The 14,322-nt window shown below is 41.4% G+C and carries 16 protein-coding genes and 1 tRNA gene; 13 read left to right on the top strand and 4 right to left on the bottom strand.

The features are described from left to right. Nucleotides 1–33 precede the first annotated feature (33 nt). Nucleotides 34–108: transfer RNA gene (locus tag WAO38_RS00340), tRNA-Gln, on the top strand. A gap of 67 nt (nucleotides 109–175) precedes the next feature. Here the strand turns inward: WAO38_RS00340 and WAO38_RS00335 are convergent. Both WAO38_RS00335 and uvrB read right to left on the bottom strand, forming a co-directional pair. Further along, a complete protein-coding gene (locus WAO38_RS00335) occupies nucleotides 176–736 on the bottom strand; it encodes a DedA family protein (protein ID WP_422233227.1) in 561 nt (186 codons plus the stop codon). A 4-nt stretch (nucleotides 737–740) separates the two neighbouring features. Next, a complete protein-coding gene (gene uvrB, locus WAO38_RS00330; protein WP_422233226.1) occupies nucleotides 741–2,714 on the bottom strand; it encodes an excinuclease ABC subunit UvrB in 1,974 nt (657 codons plus the stop codon). A gap of 252 nt (nucleotides 2,715–2,966) precedes the next feature. Between uvrB and WAO38_RS00325 the strand changes: the two genes are divergently transcribed. The 3 genes from WAO38_RS00325 to WAO38_RS00315 are packed head-to-tail and all read left to right on the top strand — an operon-like array spanning nucleotide 2,967 to nucleotide 5,209. Then, nucleotides 2,967–3,929 (top strand): reverse transcriptase family protein, encoded by a 963-nt coding sequence (locus WAO38_RS00325; protein ID WP_422233224.1) that lies wholly within the window; start codon nucleotides 2,967–2,969, stop codon nucleotides 3,927–3,929. Further along, nucleotides 3,926–4,741: a hypothetical protein gene (locus WAO38_RS00320; RefSeq protein WP_422233222.1), complete on the top strand. Its 816-nt coding sequence runs from the start codon at nucleotides 3,926–3,928 to the stop codon at nucleotides 4,739–4,741. The genes WAO38_RS00325 and WAO38_RS00320 overlap by 4 nt, the downstream gene beginning before the upstream one ends. 24 nt (nucleotides 4,742–4,765) lie before the next feature. After that, nucleotides 4,766–5,209: a hypothetical protein gene (locus WAO38_RS00315; RefSeq protein WP_422233220.1), complete on the top strand. Its 444-nt coding sequence runs from the start codon at nucleotides 4,766–4,768 to the stop codon at nucleotides 5,207–5,209. 43 nt (nucleotides 5,210–5,252) lie between these two features. Here the strand turns inward: WAO38_RS00315 and WAO38_RS00310 are convergent, their stop codons facing one another. Together WAO38_RS00310 and WAO38_RS00305 are read right to left on the bottom strand one after the other, a co-directional pair. Further along, nucleotides 5,253–5,441, bottom strand: coding sequence for a hypothetical protein (locus WAO38_RS00310; protein ID WP_422233218.1), 189 nt, complete (start codon nucleotides 5,439–5,441; stop codon nucleotides 5,253–5,255). 549 nt (nucleotides 5,442–5,990) lie between these two features. Then, nucleotides 5,991–6,446, bottom strand: coding sequence for a DUF2721 domain-containing protein (locus tag WAO38_RS00305; protein ID WP_422233216.1), 456 nt, complete (start codon nucleotides 6,444–6,446; stop codon nucleotides 5,991–5,993). A gap of 282 nt (nucleotides 6,447–6,728) precedes the next feature. Here WAO38_RS00305 and WAO38_RS00300 point away from each other — a divergent pair, with 282 nt between their 5' ends. The 9 genes from WAO38_RS00300 to WAO38_RS00260 are packed head-to-tail and all read left to right on the top strand — an operon-like array spanning nucleotide 6,729 to nucleotide 14,261. Then, nucleotides 6,729–7,133, top strand: coding sequence for a hypothetical protein (locus WAO38_RS00300; protein WP_422233214.1), 405 nt, complete (start codon nucleotides 6,729–6,731; stop codon nucleotides 7,131–7,133). Next, a complete protein-coding gene (locus tag WAO38_RS00295) occupies nucleotides 7,130–8,599 on the top strand; it encodes a type II secretion system protein GspD (protein WP_422233212.1) in 1,470 nt (489 codons plus the stop codon). Before WAO38_RS00300 ends, WAO38_RS00295 begins: the two co-directional genes overlap by 4 nt. Next, the gene (locus tag WAO38_RS00290) at nucleotides 8,599–9,396 is read left to right on the top strand and encodes a hypothetical protein (protein ID WP_422233211.1); all 798 of its coding nucleotides are present in this window, start codon (nucleotides 8,599–8,601) and stop codon (nucleotides 9,394–9,396) included. The genes WAO38_RS00295 and WAO38_RS00290 overlap by 1 nt, the downstream gene beginning before the upstream one ends. Further along, the gene (locus tag WAO38_RS00285; RefSeq protein WP_422233210.1) at nucleotides 9,383–9,826 is read left to right on the top strand and encodes a hypothetical protein; all 444 of its coding nucleotides are present in this window, start codon (nucleotides 9,383–9,385) and stop codon (nucleotides 9,824–9,826) included. The genes WAO38_RS00290 and WAO38_RS00285 overlap by 14 nt, the downstream gene beginning before the upstream one ends. 46 nt (nucleotides 9,827–9,872) lie before the next feature. Continuing rightward, a complete protein-coding gene (locus tag WAO38_RS00280; RefSeq protein WP_422233209.1) occupies nucleotides 9,873–10,469 on the top strand; it encodes a type IV pilin protein in 597 nt (198 codons plus the stop codon). Nucleotides 10,470–10,475: 6 nt separating this feature from the next. Continuing rightward, entirely contained in the window at nucleotides 10,476–10,967 is a 492-nt protein-coding gene (locus WAO38_RS00275; protein WP_422233207.1) for a pilus assembly FimT family protein, read from the top strand. A 31-nt stretch (nucleotides 10,968–10,998) separates the two neighbouring features. Further along, complete coding sequence (locus tag WAO38_RS00270) at nucleotides 10,999–12,561, top strand: GspE/PulE family protein (RefSeq protein WP_422233206.1); 1,563 nt, start codon at nucleotides 10,999–11,001, stop codon at nucleotides 12,559–12,561. Next, nucleotides 12,551–13,603, top strand: a complete 1,053-nt coding sequence (locus WAO38_RS00265; protein WP_422233204.1) for a type II secretion system F family protein — start codon at nucleotides 12,551–12,553, stop codon at nucleotides 13,601–13,603. Before WAO38_RS00270 ends, WAO38_RS00265 begins: the two co-directional genes overlap by 11 nt. Beyond that, a complete protein-coding gene (locus WAO38_RS00260; RefSeq protein ID WP_422233202.1) occupies nucleotides 13,593–14,261 on the top strand; it encodes a hypothetical protein in 669 nt (222 codons plus the stop codon). Before WAO38_RS00265 ends, WAO38_RS00260 begins: the two co-directional genes overlap by 11 nt. Nucleotides 14,262–14,322 lie beyond the last annotated feature (61 nt).

The raw sequence follows: 14,322 nt of genomic DNA, 5'->3' as shown, positions 1-14,322 counted from the left end.
TAAGAAAAAATTGGTAGAATTCCCCTCGAATTTTGGGGTATCGCCAAGCGGTAAGGCAACTGGTTTTGGTCCAGTCATTCGGGGGTTCGAATCCCTCTACCCCATCCATCTCTTCTAGCTTCTAAAACCTACACTTTCATTCCACGTTTAGCAATCGCAGAAATCCGTTGATCTATTATTTTTTCTTTGTTGCCTGTGAGAGGTAAATCCATATACTGCCGCCGATGATAATCAGCATCAATGGGGCGAGATAAGGTTTGTCGGATAGGCTCTTGTATCCTTCGATCAACGCACCACCGAAGAGAAAACTTCCCCCTCCGACGACAACTGCCCAGATGATGGCTCCGAGTGCATTGTAGGCACTGAATTTCCAAAAATCGTATTTGGTCAATCCGATTGCCAAGGGGACGAGCGTTTTAAGGCCGTAGATAAATTTTTTGACGACAATGATCCATGAACCGCGTCGTTTGAGGAGAAGATGGGAAAATGCAAGTTTGCGCCGATGTTTTCGGAAATACTCCATCATCTCTTTTTTATGATAGCGTGACATGTAGAACATCAGCGAGTCGCCGATAAAGTTGGCGGTGAATGCGATCAAAATAGAAAGCGAGAGATCCATTTTTCCCATAAAACTGAGAACGCCTGCGCCGATTAGAGCAACCATACCGCCGCCGAGTGAGTAGAGAAATACGACGATGTAGCCATACGTCGAGAGATTGTTTAACATATCATCCATGATTTTATAGTTTCCTTATTTTAGCGATTTCATCACGTAGACGCGCCGCTTCTTCAAATTCCAGTTTTTTAGCCGCTTCTCTCATTTTGAGGTTCAACTCCTCGATCAATTTCTTCCGTTCCGCCGCAGGGAGTGTTTTTGCTTTTTTAGAGCGGTTATAGAGTTCCGCCGGATCTTCGAGTTTGAGATTTTCATCAAGGGAGCGTTTGGTTGTCGTCGGGGTGATTCCGTGTTCCGTATTATAGGCTTCTTGTATCGCACGCCGTTTGGTCGTGGTAGCGATAGCCCGTTCCATCGATCCCGTGATCTTCTGAGCGTATAAGATGACGTTTCCATGCTCATTTCGTGCCGCACGCCCGATGGTCTGGATCAGAGCGGTTTCGGAACGCAAAAAACCTTCTTTATCGGCATCCAAAATGGCGACAAGGCTGACTTCGGGAAGATCGAGCCCTTCTCGTAACAAGTTGATACCGATAAGGACATCAAAATCCCCGACACGGAGTCCGCGGATGATCTGGTTGCGTTCGATCGCATCGATCTCCGAATGCATGTATTGTACTTTGATCCCCAAATCGGCGAGGTATTTAGTCAGAGCTTCGGCCATTTTTTTGGTCAGTACCGTGACGAGGACACGGTCACCGAGTGCAACTGTTTTTTTGATCTCGTCATGCAGGTCTTCAACCTGATTTTCAGAAGGTTTGATCGTGATGATCGGATCGAGCAGTCCGGTCGGTCGGATGATCTGATGGGCTATGGTATCGCTGACCCCGAGTTCTTGCGCCGCAGGGGTGGCCGAGACGAACATATAATGAGGGGCTTTATTCATAAACTCATCGATCATCAACGGACGGTTATCCAATGCACTCGGAAGACGGAAGCCGTAATCGACGAGAACCTCTTTACGGCTCCGATCTCCGGCATACATTCCCCGAAACTGGGGGAGACTGACATGGGATTCATCGACGATGATAAGAAATTTATCGTGATGGAGGAGAAAATAATCGAGGAGGGTATACGGAGCTTCTCCCGGGAGTTTGTCGGTGAGATGGCGGGAGTAGTTCTCGATCCCTTTGCACATCCCCGTCGCCTGAAGCATTTCGAGGTCGAATTCGCATCGCTGCTTGAGACGCTGCGCTTCGACGATTTTTCCCTGTTTATCGAGTTCGGCTAACCGCTCTCCCAGCTCATCTTCGATCCGTTTGATGGCGCGGGAGAGTTTCTCTTGACCGACGGCAAACTGGCTCGTGGCATAGATCGTGATCGTCTCCAGTTTTTCGGTCATCGTATTGCTCAGCGGCTCAAAAAACGTCAGCCGTTCCACTTCATCGCCGAAAAATTCGATACGTACCGCCTGATCCTGCCAATACGGCGGATAGATATCGACGACTTCGCCGTTGACCCGAAAGTGGCCCCCGTCGAAATAGCTGTCGTTGCGGGCATACCCCATCTCGACAAGGCGGAGGAGAAGTTTTTTCTGGCTGATTTCATCCCCGATACTGATGACCTGCACCATTTTCTCATACTCTTCCGGATCCCCGAGTCCGTAGTTGGCTGAAACTGAGGCGACGACGATAACATCGTCATAACTCAGAAGATTTGCGGTGGCGGAAAGGCGCAGACGCTCTAACTCGTCATTGATAGCGCTGTCTTTTTCGATAAAGAGGTCTTGGCGGGGTATGTAGGCTTCCGGCTGATAATAGTCGTAGTAGCTGATGAAGTACTCGACATGGTTTTCAGGGAAGAAAGAGCGGAATTCGCTGTAGAGCTGTGCCGCAAGAGTTTTGTTATGGGTCATAATAATCGTGGGGAGCTGAACGCTCTCGATCACTTTTGCCATGGTAAAGGTTTTACCGCTTCCGGTCACCCCTTCAAGGGTAACATAGCGCTCGCCGTTCTTGATTCCTGTGCTAAGTGCTTCGATAGCTACGGGCTGGTCACCGGCAGCTTGATACGGAGTATGGACTTTAAAAACCGGCAATGAGACACCCTAAAAATAAATTGTGAAATTATAGCGGAATTGCTGTTTTTAAAAGAGGATGACTGCCTATAGGCTGCTGAATTAAGGTGAGTTTTTGAATGAGGTTTTTGAAAAAAAGATGTTTTTACGTGAAAAGATATGATAGACTTACGCCAAGGTTGTAAAATACCTAGCTAGTACGAGTCGTACTGGATAAAGCGTCAATCACAATCTGCCTATTTTACAACCCTTAATTAGATTGGAATTTCTTGTATGAAAGTGATAGATTTTAAGACGTTAACAACCCTTAACTCTATTGCATTGAATTTTGGAATTAATATTACCCACCTTGAAAAATTAATTGAATCACCAGATAATTCGATTTTATATGAAACACTACACATCCCCAAAAAAAATCCAAAAACTACAGGTAATAGAACGGTTTATAAAGCTAATGATGTCTTGGCGGATCTTCATAAAAACATTTTGACATCTATCAAGCATCATTTAGTTCAGAATAGACATAATCAATTTATACATGAATGTGCTCATGGATATGTCAATAACAAAACAACTTATTCTAATGCTGTCGAACACCTCAATAAAAAATATCTTTTGCAGGTAGATATACAATCTTTTTTTAAAACGATACCAATCGATAGAATTGTTGGTGTCTTCCAAAAATTGGGCTGCACAGATGATATTGCAATTTTGATGACCAAAATATGTTCAATCAATGATCTAATTGAAGAAGGGCTTCATACAAGTCCAATGTTAGCCAATTTATATTTTTTTGAAATTGATGAAAAGTTACTTCTTCTAGCTAATAAATATGGGTGCGACTATACACGCTATGCTGATGATATGACATTTTCAAGTGATCGAGATTTAAAAGAGACGGATCTTTTGCAAAAAATTACTGAAATCATTGAGAGTGAAGGATTACATTTATCGAGTAGAAAAACAAGATATTCAAAATATGGCCAAGCTCAATATGTAACAGGATTAAGTATCTCAAATTCTAAACGACCACGGATACCAAAAAAAATGAAAAGACAATTGCGTCAAGAATTTCATTACATTAAACTTTATGGTTTTTTAGCACACTTTGAAGCTAGAAATGAGAGTGCTGAAAGAGGATACAAGAGAATAAATGGCTGGTTAGATTATATTATGAGTGTTGAACCTGAATTGGGGATTGAACTTAAAATAACATATCAAACGCTAAAAAAATGAAAATTATTCACTGCTATTTCGATGAAACGGAACTCATTATAGATGGTAATAAATGCTTGGCATTAGCCGGTGTTTTTATAGAAGATGAATATGTAGAATCAATAAGAGAAAGCTTGCTTGAGTTAAAAGCTCACTTACTTGACGATCAGTTTACTGGTAAAAAGGAGAAAAGTAGAATATTTCATTTTGCAGAAGATACACAAGGTATAAAATCAATAATTATTGATTCCATGAGGGACAAAGAATATAGGGCCTATATTGCATATAAAGACCTTAATACAACATATTCAGAAACATATATCTCAATAGTGGAAAAAATATTATACGATCGATTACAAGAGAAATATTATTGTAAATTTCAAATTTATTTTGAACAGAACAATAAGGTTAACCAAGTAAAAATGGGAATTAAAATGGAGAATATGATTACAAGAATAAGAGAAAACCATCCTGATTTAGAATTTCCATCTTTAGAGAAAGTAACAAAAGATAATATTCTATCGGCTATTCCTGACTATGTTTTGGGAGTGTTTAGATCATATCATCAAATTGATAGAGCACCATATATGGGACTAAACTTTGATAAACTACGAAATAAGATTCGCTTGATAGTTGATATGAAAAATGGGATGTATTATAGTAGGTCTAAGCCTTATATTATTCATCCTATTCAAAAGTCGGTACTGCTTCCTGTAACATCTTCAAATATTTCTAGTAAATCTTATTTATCGCCAAAATCTTATTGGTTTCGGCAAGTTTCGCATATCGTTGCATTATCAAAAAATTATTTTTTGAAGATCATTTCAAGGTAGTTTTTTTATTGAGAAAGGGTGAAAATGTCAATTAAAGATGATATTACTGTACTAGAAAAAGAAGTAAACGAAATGCAGAATAAGAGAGATGAAAAATCACTCTGGTTATTCATTGCGACTGTTGGATGTTGGGGAATACCAAAAGATGTGTTCCTTCTGCAATTATTTGCTTTCACTATTATTTTACTTTATTATTTCCGCGAAAATTTTCGTATCACAAATAAAGAATATGGGTATGCTGATTTTAATGCTCGTTGTAATCAACTTAAAGAAAAAATTCGTATAGAACTAAAAAAAAATGATGAAGAAATCAATAATGCAATTTTAAAAATTGATACTCTTATGAGCGAAAGAAACAAGAGAAATTGGTTACGAAATATTTTTTGGTTTTTTAGTATGATGTCTTTTGCAATAGTAGTTCAACCTTATATGGATAAGGTTATTTTGTATATTGCAACTTTTTTCTAGTTTCTAATACAACCCCTCCACGGCTTTGATCTTATTATCCTCACTAAGCTTGGCATAGCGAATGGTCATCTTTTAATATTTGTACTGCATCTAAAAGACTGTTTGTCCAGCTTTTAAATACTGGATTATGGTCTTTATCTTTAATTCCCATAGATATTCCAGCACCAATAAAAGGAATCAAATTATTGTTTTTTATTGCATCTATTAAACTTTGAGGTGATTTGTGAAGCATTAGGTGTCCATACCATTGAAAATAATATCTATTATATCTGAAATCATTATAATTGTTTCAAACTCATTTAAACTTCAAAACACGATATGGATCTGCTTTTGGAAGGAAACCTATATTAAGGGGATGTATTTATTTTCAAGTAACGAAGCTAGTTATCATTACATTATTCTAACAAATTCGGTGTAATGAAAAAAAACGAGAGGTTTAATTATCGTTTTTTAATTATGTCTAATGTTTAACTTTTTTTCGTATTTTTATCATTTCGTTTTTCTTTTAAAGTTTTCGTTGGTGCTTTTTTAACTGCTTTTTTTGAATCTTGACCTTTTGCCATAATATCCCCTTTATTTGGATTTGTTAATTCTATAATCGTTCACACATAGTATATGACTTATGCTTAAAAGGCAGTGCTAAGAAGTTTGCTCAACCGTGGATATCTTTTATTGGCATCACTCAGCTTTATATCGTGTCGCGCGGGAGCTAAAGTAGGCTGCTGAGTCAACATAAGTTTTTGGTAGGGACGTCAAATGAATGCTGAAATAACATTCATTTTTAGTAAACATCCGATGATGCTATGGCTTCCGGAAGCTCGATCCAAAGGGCTCTAAGAGAGAGTTCAAGATCATAGATAAATAAAAAAAGTGATGCTATCAAGCTGATGATGCTGGAAATAAACAAAACTATGAGAAGATAGGTAATATTAAAATTATACAGAGCGGACCAAAACAGACCAATGATAATAATCGAAACCAGTAAAACGCTCAATACGGCTAGAAAATTGCTTCCTTTGATGACTTTTGCTCTTACGGTAAGTATTTTAAGTTCCGATAAAATCCGTTCAAGATCTGCACCCGAAGAGCTGCGATACTCAACGGAGAGTTGACGCGTCCTATCGACAATACGTCCGAAACGATTGGTTAGACTTAGAATGATCAACCCGACCCCGGAAATAAGAATGACCGGACCGATAGCCAATTGTAAGGTATTGATAAGCTCTGCTAGTAACATAAAAACTTCTTTCCAATTTGACCTGATTGATTTTTAGGATGTTTGAAATATTCGCGTTTACGAAAGCGAACTCCTACTGTCTTAGGCTAAATTGCGATTTGTACTATCAGAATTATAGCCAATTCAGCCGAATCGGTTGAGGATGAATACCGATAGTGATTCAGGAGTGTAAAATTATTAATTTGGAATCCGGGACGGTGCTTTTGAAGGGCGAATACACGGTGATACAGTCATGGAATGCTTTTTGCTTTAATTGATAAAAAATAATTAGGTGTTATGCAATTGAAAAAGATTTTTTGCCTCTTTTTTCTGTTTACCGGAATGATATATGGAGCATACAACCCTTTTTTTACGGATGCAGAACCGCCAAAACCGGTATCACGATCGACCGCTTTACTGCTTCCTCCTCCCATGTACACGCACTCAAATTCTCCGCAAGAGATTAAATTGCCGGCATTATCTTCTTCACCGATGATCTATTTCGGCTTTATCGAAACCGAAAAAGGGAAATTTGCAATGATGAAAGTTCATGATCATAATATTGTTCTGAGAGAGAACAATCGTGTCTACATAGGCAATGACCTTTATTACATACGTGAAATCAGCAGTAATTCCGTCGTGATGGAAGATAAAGAGAAGCGGATTAAAACAACCTATTTCAGCGGCGAATCGGACAGAAAAAAATGATGCGTTTATGGATGATACTGATCACTTCCATCCTTATCTCAGGATGTACCGTCGCCACTAAAGAAGAGCTTTTAAAACCGGAGTTCAACCCTGAAAAAACCGTCCCTTTCAGCCGTGACAGCCGCCCGGCGATGGAGACGATCGAAATTAATGCAGAGAATTTTAAAATCGATAATGCTGAGATTCCGGATGGGGAAAAGATCAAGCGGGTAAAAATTATCGGAGCTGAATTGCAAGACGTCATCAGTCTGCTTGCCGAATCCACCAATGAAAATATTGTGTTTCAATTAGAGTCCGAAGCAAACGGTCAGCAAAACGATACCAATCAGAGCCAGCGATTTGGAAATAGTGCTTATCAGGGAAATAATCAGAATAACAATTATAACAATAGTGACCAAGAGACTAACGGCTATCTCCTGAAAAAATCAAAAGTTTACGTTGCGGCATCCAACATCGGATTCGGACGATTGCTCAAAAAAAGTGTCGGAAATAAGATTAGTGTCGGCTATTCGGACGGAACCTATTATCTGGGAAATGTCCGTACCGTAACCGTCAAGATCCCATCGATCAAGGAACTCGGAAGCATACTCCAAAATGCTATTGCGACGATGGGGGGAAACAATGTCTCCTATGACGCGGTCACCTCTTCTTTGAGTTTTTCGGCACGGGAAAAAGAGTATAACGATATCATGAAGTATTTGGATATTTTGCGACAGAATTTATATGTGATCGAATATGAAATCTCCATCTACAACGTTGAACTGAAAGATGATTACAGTTTGGGAATCAATTGGAATGTGATCCCCTCATTAACCAATGAATTCGGGATCATATCCGTTGCGGCTGCCGCTGCGGGAACGGTAGGGGCTGCACAGACTCCTCTGACCTTCGGTGCACTGATCAACAACGGATCGTATAACGGGCAAGCCTTGATTAATGCGCTGGAGCATTTCGGAAAAGTAGAAAGCATTCAGCGTCCTAAACTGCTGGGGCTGGCGGGGACCAATGTAACATTGACCGATGGGTTGCAAGAACCCTATATCAAAGAACTTCAGACGACGTCAGTTTCCAACGGCACCGTACAGACATCGACGGTAAGTGCTATGGCGCTAAGCGGGATGGAGATCACGCTCAACTCCAATATACTGGATGAAACGGTGATCACGGACATCGAATTAAAGATTAACGATATTGTCGGTTATAGCAATTTTGAAGTGGATAAAACCAAATATTCCCAACCTAAAACCGTGACTAAAATGATACACAATACCATGCGGGTACAGCCGGGAGTACCGATTGTCATTTCGGGATTGTTCCGCAATACGAGCGATAAAGGGTATAAAGGGATTCCCGGTATGGGAGAGAATGCGGCCGGGATTGTCGGCGGAACACGCTATGAGGGGACGACAAAAAGTGAGATGGTCATTATCGTTACCCCTAGAGTCATTAAATATACGATGAGATAATGATGGCTATTTTTACAGCCGGATCAATACCGCTCACAGGTGACATCAATCGGATACGCGAGCAGGTCTATGCCCAAGGGCGTCAGGACTTGGACTCCGCTGCGATTAAAGTTTCACTCCGCAAGTATGCAAACGGAATCAACTACATCGCTTTTTTGCCCAAAGTAAAACTCTATTATGAAAATATTTTGATGATGGTTTCAAAGGTTCAGGAACGGAGTGTCGTCGTATTTGAACTCGAATATAAACTGGTCGGTGTTGTATGCGAAGCCGGGAATATCATTGACTACATCTTGGATAAACCGGAAGAGTATGCCAAAGAGTATGGCTACAGTATTCTCTCTGCTGACAATAGCAAAGGGGCGAAACTGGTCTCTTTGAATCTTGACCAACAGCGGAAAGAGACATGGATGGGGACGTTTTTACTTCTCTGTACCGTCTTTTTGACAACGCTTATTTTTTATGTCGGGTATGATCATTTAAAAGAGATTCCGATCTTGCGTTTGGATAAGGAGCAGGTGGTAAAAGAGTACCATTCTCTCCTCAAAACCCAAACCGATGCCACCGCCGAGATGACTAAAAAAGTGGATATTCTTCAAGATTTGGAACAAATTGAAGGTTTGACGCGGGAAACCGGCGCTAAACTGCGTCAGGTGCAATATCAGAACAAAAACATATGTGTGGAGATCAAAACGGAACATTTGGATACTTTTTTATCCAAACTTCCGCCGGATGCAACGATTCAAAAGGAAAATGATTCAGAAGGTATAGTACAATACTGCTATGAAAAAATATAGCATTATTGCCCTTTTCATTTTGGTGTTGATCACCATTGCCGTCTCTACATACTTTTTTTTCCTCAATATTGTCCATGATAACAAAGTCGTTAATGAAGAAGTGCAGGCTCTTCAAACATTAAAAAATGCGGTCAATATCCCTCTTGTCGAGTATATCAGCGCCAATGAGCTGAAAGCGAAGCAGGAGAGCTATTCGATGTTTTTGGATGAACTTGGGATCAAAGGGACATGCCGTGTTGAAAAAGAGTATCTGGTAATCGATGGGGTCATTGAAAACAGCACATCCTATATCTTGTTAAAACGTCTTTTGGCCGTGATCAAAAGTGATAATGTAACGATGCAGAGCAGTTGCATCGGTAAAGGGTGCGGCCCGCATCCATATGGATATAAAATTACAATTCGTCCTTATCGATTAAATTTTTCAAAATAGTGGTCGATATACCGTTTGATAAATTTGTCATAGAAAAGGATTGATAATGACACAGAGTTATTCAGGGATGAGAAAAGGTATCTCACTGGTTGAGATGATGATCGCAGTTATCCTCTTCGGAGTTATTTCGGTAGTAGGATTTAAATATTATAAAAGTTTTTATAATACAAATCTTGCAGCGAAAAAAGCACGGGTTGCGGCACTGATGGATCAGGCAACACAATTAGGGAGTGCATACGATATCTATGTAGCACAGTTTGGTACGGCTCCGACGGCAATCACCGATTTGACCGCGAATAATGCTATGATTTTGACATCTGTTCCTACCCCGATTACGGAAATCGGAGCAGCCGGATGGGCACTAGATACCGCGACTGACTATACTGGAGCAGTTGCACCGGGTACAATAGCAACAGATATCGCATTTACCTATACTATTGACAATCCGGGTGCCGGTAAAGCGGACAATGAAGAATATTGTGCTCTCTTTAATAACATGATTGATACCTCATTGTCGGTCAATGTAGCTGACGCTACCACTTTTGGAACCGATACAGCCCAATATGCTGCATTGGGCAATGCATATTGCTCGGGTACTGTGGCAAATACTTTGACTATCGTTGTTCTCAAACAAGTAAACTGATATTCCGTGGTACGCAGAGGATTTACCTTCTTTGAAGTAATCCTTGCCATTGCCCTGATCGGGGTGATGGGGACCATCAGTTTTTACTACCTTAATGTCTCCACTCTCACCTCGACACAGCAAAAAGCACAATTGCAATCGCATATAACTCTCCTTACCTCAATGATACTCGAATGTAAAACCCTCTCCGAAATCGTTCCGAAACAAGTCGGCGGAGCTGCCGCTTCATCGACACCTATCCGTCAGCTGGAGTGTCAAACAACCCCGGTTTACCTTCTTGACGGCGGTAAAAGCGGATTTATACCTTTGCCGCCGGGCGGATTTGATCCGTATACGGCGAGTGAATCTGGCGGGAGTTTTTTCATTACTCTTTCAGCGAATCAAGGCTCTAGCGGCGACACCGTTTTGCAATCGATTATTGACGGATATTCAGCGACTCAGGCGTCACTCCATTATGCCGGAGGCAAAGCGCTGCTGGATATCTACCTGTCGCACTAAAATCGTGATATAATTTGTCAAAAAAGAGCCAATGAATATTAAAAAGATTTTGACATCGAAGCAGCTTGAAGTATGTCAAAAAGAGCAGTATTATTACCAGCAGCTCGGCCGTAAAAAGCATCTCTTGGAGATTGCTATGAGCCATCATTTTATTCAAAAAAAATCTCCTCCCCCTTTATTTAATCTTGATTTTATCAAAGAATATGAGATGGTTGTCGTCAAAGAGAATGATACAACCCTTTATATCGAGCGAAAAGAACTGCTCGGGCCAACGGTATTGGCGGAGCTTGAAGCCAAAACCCGTAAAAAAGTGGAGCAAAAGACGATTCCGGTCCGTGAGTTCAATCAAAAGTATCAAGCTCTTCTCGGGGTGGACACAGAGCTTCTGGAACGAAAAATCAAACAATTCAATGATCTGGAAGCGGATGAAAAAGATGCCGTCGAAATCTTTGAAATGGTGCTCTACTATGGTGCGCAAAATCGTGCCAGCGATATACATCTCAATCCCCATGAATCGTTCAGCTGGCTTCGATACCGGATCGATGGGAAAGTGCAGGCGCGTTATCTGATCAGTCATGAGTTGGCTGAACGTTTTTCCCTTATCTTTAAAGAGCGCTGTTCGTTGGATTTGGTCGCGGTCAATGCCCCGCAAAGCGGAGGCTTCACCGGTAACTTTCAAGAAAATGTAATCGATTTCCGTGTGGAAATTGCTCCGGCGCAGTATGGTGAGAATATCGTTGTACGGCTGTTGGATAAGTCCAAAAACATTAAAACCCTTAAATCGATTTTCCCAAAAGAACACCCTATGGCGGAACATATAGCCCATTTTACCAATTTGGCAAACGGATTTTTTCTCGTTGTCGGGCCTACCGGAAGCGGTAAAACGACGACGCTGAATGCTATATTGTCACAAAGAGACCGTCTCCATGAGATTATCTATACGATTGAAGACCCGATTGAATATAAAGTCGATTTCGTAACCCAGTATCAGATCAATGAAGCCACTGAATTTGACTTTCCGACAGCAATCAAGTCGGTGATGCGTCAAGACCCTGATGTCATTGTTATCGGTGAGATGCGGGATCGAGAGAGTATCCATACGGCGCTGAAGGCTGCCCATAGCGGACATATGGTTTTTTCAACCTTGCATACGTCTAATAGCTTTATGGCAATGGAACGGATACGGGATGAGGGGGGGGATCTTTTTATTCTGGCCTATTCGCTTAGCGGAGTGATCGCCCAGCATCTAGTGCCCAAACTGTGTGATTGTAAAGTCCCTTCCTCAGACAGCCGCGGAACGGATTTTTTTGAAAGCAAAATGAGCGGATACGAAGCAAACGGGTGTATCCGCTGCAATTTCACCGGATATTACGGGCGAACACTGTTGAGTGACATGGTATTTATCCCGTATGATATGAAAGTGCGCTACCAATTTTATCTGGCTTTGAAAAACAGTACCGTTTTCAAGGCATGGGACCAATTTATCACGTTTAGCTACTTTCAGTCAGCTCAATACCTTTTTGAGAACGGTGAGAGTGATTATGACACGCTCTCTTCCGAACTCCTTTCCCTAGGCTATATTCGTGAAATCTAATGCTGTGACTTTTTTGCAAACACTCCATTTGACATTGAAAAGCGGTAAGAATTTGAGTGAAGGGCTGAAATTGATGGAGGGATTTTCTGCGAATGCGGAAGATCGCAAAGTGTATGCGAATGTTCGTCAGGATGTGCAAAAGGGGATCCCTTTTTCCGAAGCTTTCGGACGGCATGTATCTGCCCCGAAAGATATCGTCCAGTTTATTACAATGGCCGAAAAAGGGGCCTCTTTTCGTAATATGCTTGAAAAAGTTCTCCATTATCTGGCGTTAAAGGACCAGTTCTATCGGGAATCCAATGATAAAATTGCCTTGCCCGTCCTTTATTTTGTTTTATCGACCATCATTGTTTTGTTTGTCCGGTTCTATGCGATTCCGCAGCATATCAATGAATCTTTGCAATATGACCCTGCAATTCAAAAGCTGATAGCAGAGCATTTGAATATGGCCCAGTGGATGGGTAACGGGTTATTTGCACTTTTGCTGCTCAGCGCACTTTATTTTTTGACGGTTATGGTTGCCCTTTTTAGCCAAAAAGAGTTTCTTCAAGGGATAGCTAAGCCGCTTGCTTTAATTCTGCCTGTTTCTTCTAAAATGATGCGCTATTTTGAAAAGTTTATGCTTTTGACCCTGTTGGGAGAGATGCTTCAGAATGGAATACCCTTTAAACGGGCGATCCAAAGTGCGAAAGAGAGTACCGATGTGGCTGAATTTTCGAGAGGATTCGGAGAGATGCAGGAGCGTGTTATCCGCGGTGATCACCATCGCTGGAGTGTATCGTTTTTTGAAGAGATCGAACAGCGTCTTTTGATGGGCGCCGGCTCCATGTCTCAGGTCGGAGAGGTGATGGTTCAGTTGGCCGATCATGCCCGTACGAACGCGCTGGCTTTGGGAAGCCGCTTTTTTCGGCTCGTTAGTGTCATATCGATTTTATTGATGGCTTTGGCAGTCTTTGTAGAGTTTTTTACGGTTGTTTTGACGCAGGTTTTGATTCAAAAAGGGATGATCAGTGCCGTGGACGGAATCCAAAATGGTTTTTAAAAAAAGACGGGGTTTTTTATTGATAGAAGCGATGATTACGATCATCATCGCCGGTGTTATCGCCGCAATTTTCAGTACGATCAGTTATTACACGTATATTCAATCAAATCTTCTAAAACGACAGAATACGACAATGATTCTCGAAGTGATCCGCAGCCGTTTGCTTGATTTGGCGAAAAATCCTGACGGCGATCCTTATTATGAGCTTCCCAAAGAGGAAGCTTCCAACGGTGTTTCTGTCAGTGTCGGCATGGCAACCGATGCCTGGGGAAGGGCAATCCGTTACTATCCGATTGATTTGGGAAATCCCAATACCTTTGATGCAAATCTTACGACCAATACGGTAGCTATTTCACCCAATGCAAATGTACTGGCACGCTTATTGAGTGCGGGAGAGGATGGAGTCGTATCTACGACTGCTGCGGATACCGCAGCCCAGGGTGATGATGTGATGCTGGAAATCGGGATCGGTGAGACCAATCACTATAAGCTCTATGGCGGCTCGGAGATTGCGACGCAGACCAGAGGATATAACAGTGCTATTGTGGCGGATACAGCACCAAGCAGTCCGATTGACGGGACATTGTGGTATGACCGTGTGAATGGAGTGATGAAAGTCTATGACGAACAAAGTCTCAGCTGGATTATTCTCCCCTGAGAGTGAGACATCTGTGGCGCCAATAGGCGGATTCGTATCAGCTTTAATAACGGATCGTGCC

Source organism: Sulfuricurvum sp., assembly GCF_049277495.1.
Classification (GTDB): Bacteria; Campylobacterota; Campylobacteria; order Campylobacterales; family Sulfurimonadaceae; genus Sulfuricurvum.
Note: the sequence above shows the minus strand (reverse complement) of the source record. Positions and strands in the feature narration are given on the sequence as shown.